The sequence below is a fragment of the Helicobacter aurati genome (genome assembly GCF_003364265.1).
GTDB lineage: Bacteria > Campylobacterota > Campylobacteria > Campylobacterales > Helicobacteraceae > Helicobacter_A > Helicobacter_A aurati.
Genome location: NZ_NXLW01000026.1, coordinates 1 through 7,479 on the forward strand (window position 1 = coordinate 1; position 7,479 = coordinate 7,479).

2 tRNA genes and 3 rRNA genes are annotated in these 7,479 nt (G+C 40.7%); all 5 read right to left on the reverse strand.

What is annotated here, in order from left to right:
* Window positions 1-899: 899 nt before the first annotated feature.
* A 5S ribosomal RNA gene (gene rrf / locus CQA66_RS08820) occupies window positions 900-1,015 on the reverse strand.
* Window positions 1,016-1,343: 328 nt separating this feature from the next.
* A 23S ribosomal RNA gene (locus CQA66_RS08825) occupies window positions 1,344-4,225 on the reverse strand.
* Between the two features lie 217 nt (window positions 4,226-4,442).
* Window positions 4,443-4,518 (reverse strand) — tRNA-Ala (locus CQA66_RS08830).
* Between the two features lie 9 nt (window positions 4,519-4,527).
* A tRNA-Ile gene (locus CQA66_RS08835) sits at window positions 4,528-4,604 on the reverse strand.
* Window positions 4,605-4,902: 298 nt separating this feature from the next.
* Window positions 4,903-6,398, reverse strand: a 16S ribosomal RNA gene (locus CQA66_RS08840).
* Together the 16S, 23S and 5S rRNA genes with 2 tRNA genes alongside form the textbook arrangement of a ribosomal RNA operon.
* Window positions 6,399-7,479 lie beyond the last annotated feature (1,081 nt).

Sequence of the window (7,479 nt, forward strand, 5' to 3'; positions counted from 1 at the left end):
CAACCTCTTTCGCTAATTTAGAGGGCAAACTACAACAATAAATTTATCTAAATAAAACGCAATTAAATCACTACTTATTATATTCTTTATATTCTCAATCACATACATTTCACTTCACATATCAGATTCTTTTCTTTTTAATTGATAATACCTTACAAATATTTACAAGAAATACAATTTGTTACTCCTAGACTTATGGTAAATAAATATAAGAATTGTTTGATTCTTTAGTTTGCATAACATTCTAGGCAATATCTTTTTAATTACTTGGCAATAACCTAAATTAGTTGAAATCTTTTCTATGCAAATGTGCAGTTAATATTTAACAATTCTTTGCGCATTTATTAATAGCCAAACGTTTACAAAGAGAATCGTAGTTTAGCTCAACTAATAAGCATATCATAAATCATTTTAGCTGCAATCTCTTTGTATGTGATGTAAGCAGCACACAATGACACACAACAGCTCTTATAATATAACTAAAAGTTTAAATGCAAACTTTGCAATCTCTAAGTCTACAATATTCTTTTTTCATATAGAACTATTAAACCACAAATAACATCTAGATTGATAAAGAACCTTTACTTGCTATTTTATATCAAAGAAAGAAGAAGGTAATAGGCAAGATTCTATAGGAATATCTCTATCTAAATTCTGTAAAAGCTTATTTAGCAATAACACCAATATCTGCAATATCTATACAAGAATACTAACATGCAATACGTATATTTCATTGGTATTTTCAATAAAATAGCTCTAAAGTTAAATAGCATTAATAGTATTTATTGTAGATAAATAGCCATCTAATTATCAATAGATTCTAAATAATAAAACATGATTAAAAATAAAAAATAAAGGAAATATTTGTAGAAAATAAATTAAGAAGATTCTATTTCCCCTCCCTGCATCGACCTACATTTCCACACCTGAAAGATGCAGTATCATCGGCGAAGAGAAGCTTAACTGCCAGGTTCGGAATGGAGCTGGGTGTTTCCTTCTCTCTATAGACACAAGGAAAAGGGAAATAAAAGCAATACAACTAAGTAATCTGAATAACAAATATTCTCTCTCATCAACAAAGAGAATATTCTGATAGAATCAGAATTCACTATAAGAAATCCATAATCTAAAACGATTTCTTTTCTATGCTCTTATTTCCATTTTCCATTGTTTAAATGATAAATAAAAAGATAAATATCTCTTGCCTTTTATTATCATCTCATTGCAAAAAAGAAATACATTATTAAAAGCCCTTAGTAATTCTACTAATTACACTTATTGCATTATTGCTAGTTAAAGAATCTTTATTCTTGTGATACACTCAATAAGGCAGTAATCCTTAAAAAAATAAGCCAAACGGTCTATTAGTAGTAGTCAGCTAAACACATTACTGTGCTTACACATCTACCCTATCAAGCAGCTAGTCTTGCTGCGACCTTCAGGGAGAGTTCATCTTGGAGTCGGCTTCCCGCTTAGATGCTTTCAGCGGTTATCACATCCACGCGTAGCTACCCAGCGATGCTCTTGGCAGAACAACTGGTACACCAGTGGCGTGTCCATCCCGGTCCTCTCGTACTAGGGACAGCTCTCCTCAACTTTCCTACGCCCACGGCAGATAGGGACCGAACTGTCTCACGACGTTCTGAACCCAGCTCGCGTACCGCTTTAAATGGCGAACAGCCATACCCTTGGGACCTGCTCCAGCCCCAGGATGCGATGAGCCGACATCGAGGTGCCAAACCTCCCCGTCGATGTGAGCTCTTGGGGGAGATCAGCCTGTTATCCCCGGGGTACCTTTTATCCTTTGAGCGATGACCCTTCCACACAGAATCACCGGATCACTATGACCGACTTTCGTCTCTGCTTGACTTGTTTGTCTTACAGTCAGGCTGGCTTATGCCATTACACTCTACAAATGATTTCCAACCATTTTGAGCCAACCTTTGTAAGCCTCCGTTACTTTTTAGGAGGCGACCGCCCCAGTCAAACTACCCACCAGGCATTGTCCTGCTAGAGGATAACTCTAGCCAGTTAGCAGACAGAAACATTAAGGGTGGTATCTCAACGATGGCTCCATCTCCACCAGAGTGAAGATTTCAAAGCCTCCCACCTATCCTGCGCATAATGTTCCCATCGGCAGTACCAAGCTGTAGTAAAGGTCCACGGGGTCTTTCCGTCTTGCCGCGGGTAGGAGGAATTTTCACCTCCACTACAATTTCACTGAATCCCTGGTTGAGACAGCTCCCATCTCGTTACGCCATTCATGCAGGTCGGTATTTAACCGACAAGGAATTTCGCTACCTTAGGACCGTTATAGTTACGGCCGCCGTTTACTCGGGCTTCAATTCAAAGCTTCACCTTGCGGCTAACTAATCCTCTTAACCTTCGAGCACCGGGCAGGCGTCACACCTTATACTTCCTCTTACGAGTTGGCAAAGTGCTGTGTTTTTGGTAAACAGTCGGGAGGGACTCTTTGCTGAGACCACATTGCTGTGGCACACCTTATCGCGAACTTACGGTGTTAGTTTGCAGAGTTCCTTAACCAGAGTTCTTTCACGCGCCTTAGAATACTCATCTCATCTACCTGTGTCGGTTTGCGGTACGGGCAATACAAGCTAAACTTAGAAACTTTTCTTGGCACGACGGCATCAATGGCACTCCCTTTGAGCCGAAGCTCGCAAGAAGCTATTGGAGTTTCGAATACAGAGGCGGATTTGCCAATCCTCCAATCTACGTTCTTAAATTAGGACTTCCATCACCTAACGCCACCTAGCCCTATGCGTCCTTCCATCGCACACTTGTATTGGTATGGGAATATTAACCCATTTTCCATCGACTACCCCTTTCGGACTTGTCTTAGGACCCGACTAACCCTACGATGACGAGCATCGCGTAGGAAACCTTAGATTTTCGGCGAAGGGGATTCTCACCCCTTTTATCGCTACTCATTCCTGCATGCTCACTTCGCATCGCTCCAGCACTCCTTACCGGTATACCTTCAACGCAATACGAACGCTCTTCTACCACTGTGCATCAGCACAATCTACAACTTCGGTGTCTATCTTAGCCCCGTTATATTTTCTGCGCAAAATCACTAGACCAGTGAGCTGTTACGCTATCTTTAAAGGATGGCTGCTTCTAAGCCAACCTCCTGGTTGTCTGAGTAACTTCACATCATTTTCCACTTAGAATAGAACTTTGGGACCTTAGTTGGTAGTCTGGGTTGTTTCCCTCTTGACGATTGATTTTATCACCCACCGCCTGACTCCCAAGATACGGTCATAGGTATTCGCAGTTTGACAGGGGTTGGTACCGCGGTGAGCAGCCCTAGCCCAATCAGAGCTCTACCCCCTATGACTATCACTTGAGGCTATACCTAAATATATTTCGAAGAGAACCAGCTATCACGAAGTTTGTTTGGCCTTTCACCCCTATCCACAGCTCATCCCAGCCCGTTTCAATGGGCACGAGTTCAGTCCTCCGGTGGGTGTTACCCCACTTTCAACTTGGCCATGGATAGATCACTTCGCTTCGGGTCTGCAGCATCTGACTAAACGCCCTTTCAGACTCGCTTTCGCTACGGCTTCGCATGTGCTTAACCTTGCCAGATACCACAACTCGCAGGATCATTATGCAAAAGGCAGTCCATCACCCTTGTAAACAATAGGGCTCTGAATGATTGTAGGCAAATGGTTTCAGGTTCTATTTCACTCCGCTCACTGCGGTTCTTTTCACCTTTCCCTCACGGTACTGGTTCGCTATCGGTGTGATAGTAGTATTTAGGGTTGGAGGGTGGTCCCCCCAGCTTCAGTCCGGGTTTCACGTGCCCTGACCTACTCTGGATACTGCTACCTAACAATCTCTTTTTACATACGGGACTATCACCCTCTATGATATGTCTTTCCAGACATTTCTGCTAAAAGATTGTAATGGATATTGCAGTCCACAACCCCAGTAGCAAGCTACTGGTTTGCCCTGTTCCCTGTTCGCTCGCCGCTACTAAGAGAATCTCGTTTGATTTCTTTTCCTCTAGCTACTGAGATGTTTCACTTCGCTAGGTTTGCTCCATTAAAGGTAATGCGCATCACTACGCATTGGGTTGCCCCATTCGGAAATCTACGGCTCAAAGCTTCTTGACAGCTCCCCGTAGCTTATCGCAGTCTAGTACGTCCTTCATCGCCTCTATCACCCAAGGCATCCACCATTTGCCCTTAAAAGCTTATTTCTTCTAAGGTTACTGCCTTATTGAATGTATATACAAACAATAAACATATCTCGCGTAATTGTAGTTAATTACTATTTTTGTAGGCTATTAACAATAAATTTTCAAAAAACGTTAGACATAAAGTCTAATGCAAAGACTACTCTTTCTAATCCTTGCATTAGACTTCTATTTACTTTACTCTTTGTAAAACGATAAGAGTATAACTTTTTATTTTAAGTGGTGGAGAATAGCGGGATCGAACCGCTGACCTCCTGCGTGCAAAGCAGGCGCTCTCCCAGCTGAGCTAATTCCCCATTGTTTCATGGTGGGCTTAGGAGGACTTGAACCTCCGACCTCACCCTTATCAGGGGTGCGCTCTAACCACCTGAGCTATAAGCCCTCTATTGAATAAAAAAGCTACTCCAGTGCTGATAGATTCTAGAATCTGTTAAATAGTTTCACAAAGCTTCTATAAATACAAAGCAAATAATCTCTGAAAACTAAGCAAGTATCAACCCATAACAATAAAATTATGAGTGCTATAATACACTAAGTGTTAATTACTTATTAAATATAAAGCTATGTTTAATAAATTAAACAATTAAAAATCTCCATTTCATTAAAACTTTATTTACGACTACAATAAGGATAAACTCATCAAATATTTAACTAAGTAGTCAAATATTTTACTTCTCTAGAAAGGAGGTGATCCAACCGCAGGTTCACCTACGGTTACCTTGTTACGACTTCACCCCAGTCGCTGCATCCGCCGTGGGCGGTAGCCAGTTTGGCATTCCGACTTAAGGCGAATACAACTCCCATGGTGTGACGGGCGGTGAGTACAAGACCCGGGAACGTATTCACCGTGACATGGCTGATTCACGATTACTAGCGATTCCAGCTTCATGTAGTCGAGTTGCAGACTACAATCCGAACTGAGAGATGTTTTCAAGATTTGCTCCACCTCGCGGTATTGCGTCTCTTTGTGCACCCCATTGTAGCACGTGTGTAGCCCTAGGCGTAAGGGCCATGATGACTTGACGTCGTCCTCACCTTCCTCCTCCTTACGAAGGCAGTCTCCTTAGAGTGCTCAGCCGAACTGCTAGCAACTAAGGACGAGGGTTGCGCTCGTTGCGGGACTTAACCCAACATCTCACGACACGAGCTGACGACAGCCGTGCAGCACCTGTTTTCAAGCTCCCCGAAAGGCACTCCACTATCTCTAGCAGATTCTATCAATGTCAAGCCTAGGTAAGGTTCTTCGCGTATCTTCGAATTAAACCACATGCTCCACCGCTTGTGCGGGTCCCCGTCTATTCCTTTGAGTTTTAATCTTGCGACCGTACTCCCCAGGCGGAATGCTTAATGCGTTAGCTGCATTACTGCCCTGACAAGCAGGGCAACAACTAGCATTCATCGTTTAGGGCGTGGACTACCAGGGTATCTAATCCTGTTTGCTCCCCACGCTTTCGTGCATGAGCGTCAGTAATGTTCCAGTAGGTCGCCTTCGCAATGAGTATTCCTCTTGATCTCTACGGATTTTACCCCTACACCAAGAATTCCACCTACCTCTCCCATACTCAAGAGTAGCAGTTTCAAATGCAGTTCTATGGTTAAGCCATAGCCTTTCACATCTGACTTACTACCCCGCCTGCGCACTCTTTACGCCCAGTGATTCCGAGTAACGCTTGCACCCTCCGTATTACCGCGGCTGCTGGCACGGAGTTAGCCGGTGCTTATTCGTTAGATACCGTCATTATCTTCTCTAACAAAAGGAGTTTACAATCCGAAAACCTTCATCCTCCACGCGGCGTTGCTGCTTCAGGGTTTCCCCCATTGAGCAATATTCCCTACTGCTGCCTCCCGTAGGAGTCTGGACCGTGTCTCAGTTCCAGTGTGTCCGTTCACCCTCTCAGGCCGGATACCCGTCATAGCCTTGGTGAGCCATTACCTCACCAACAAGCTGATAGGACATAGGCTGATCTCATAGCGAAAAACTTTCCCTCATAAGGAGTATCCAGTATTAATCATCGTTTCCAATGGCTATCCTAGACTATGAGGCACATAACCTATGTATTACTCACCCGTGCGCCACTAATCCACTTCTAGCAAGCTAGAAGCTTCATCGTTCGACTTGCATGTATTAGGCACGCCGCCAGCGTTCACTCTGAGCCAGGATCAAACTCTCCAAAAGTAATATTGGGGAGTTTGAGCCAAAAATAAAATAGATGGCAAAAACTCTCCAAAAGTGTTGGGGAGTTTGACAAACTAAATAAATAGTAAGCAAACTCTCCATAAAAACTAGGCAACAAGAAAATAATGACAAATTACATTTTTTGTTTGCCTAATCTATAAATCATATCTTTATAGTTTTTTATAGTTTAGAGTTTATCCCTAGTCTCATAAAATGTTATCACATATATTGAAACTCTTAAACCTCTCATTATTATGAAATAATATATTTCTTGTATTTCTCACTCTTAGATTATTGCTTCATATCTCTCGATATTTAGAATCACAATATTCTAAAAGGATAATCTACCTCAATAATGGAGTTCTGTTTAAGTTATAGTCGAGTTATAAAAATGACAAAATGATAAAGATTATTTTATTATTTAGAACTTTAAATATTTTATCTATCTTGTAAATTAATACAAGCTTTCACCAAAATAAAGCTAAAGCTCATCAACATTAGTATAAAATAGTCTTGCTTAGTTTTCAAAGATCATTGCTTTAAATACTCTTTAAAGTCAAACAACACTCTTATCAATCAACCAAATACTAACCAAACAACGACTCATTCAGTTATGATTTGTAACGACTTGAGAAACGAAATCATAGTATTATTAAACTTAATTCTTACTTAAATATATAAAAGTTTTTAGAATATTTAGCGTTAGAATTCAAATAAAGAATCTCTTTATGATTATTTTATGATTCTCATTCAAATAACTCTTATTTAGTAGAGGGCAAACATTAATGATAGATAAACAATAGATTACACAAGAAACAGGCGAAACCATTATAGTGCATGTTTTAAGCTATAAAGTTTGATTCATTATAAGAGAATTGCATAAGTTACACAACATAGAATGCAACATGAATAGAGTTTATTGGATTGTTATAGTGAAGAGTTTTAAAGAGATTTGATAAATTATGAAAGTTTATTACTAAGGTGCTTGGCAAAAGTTTGTAGATTCTCTAACTCTAACAAGGAAATTATCACTAAGGGTTGAATAGATATGATATTGTGTTTATAGGGTTTTGATTTTGGT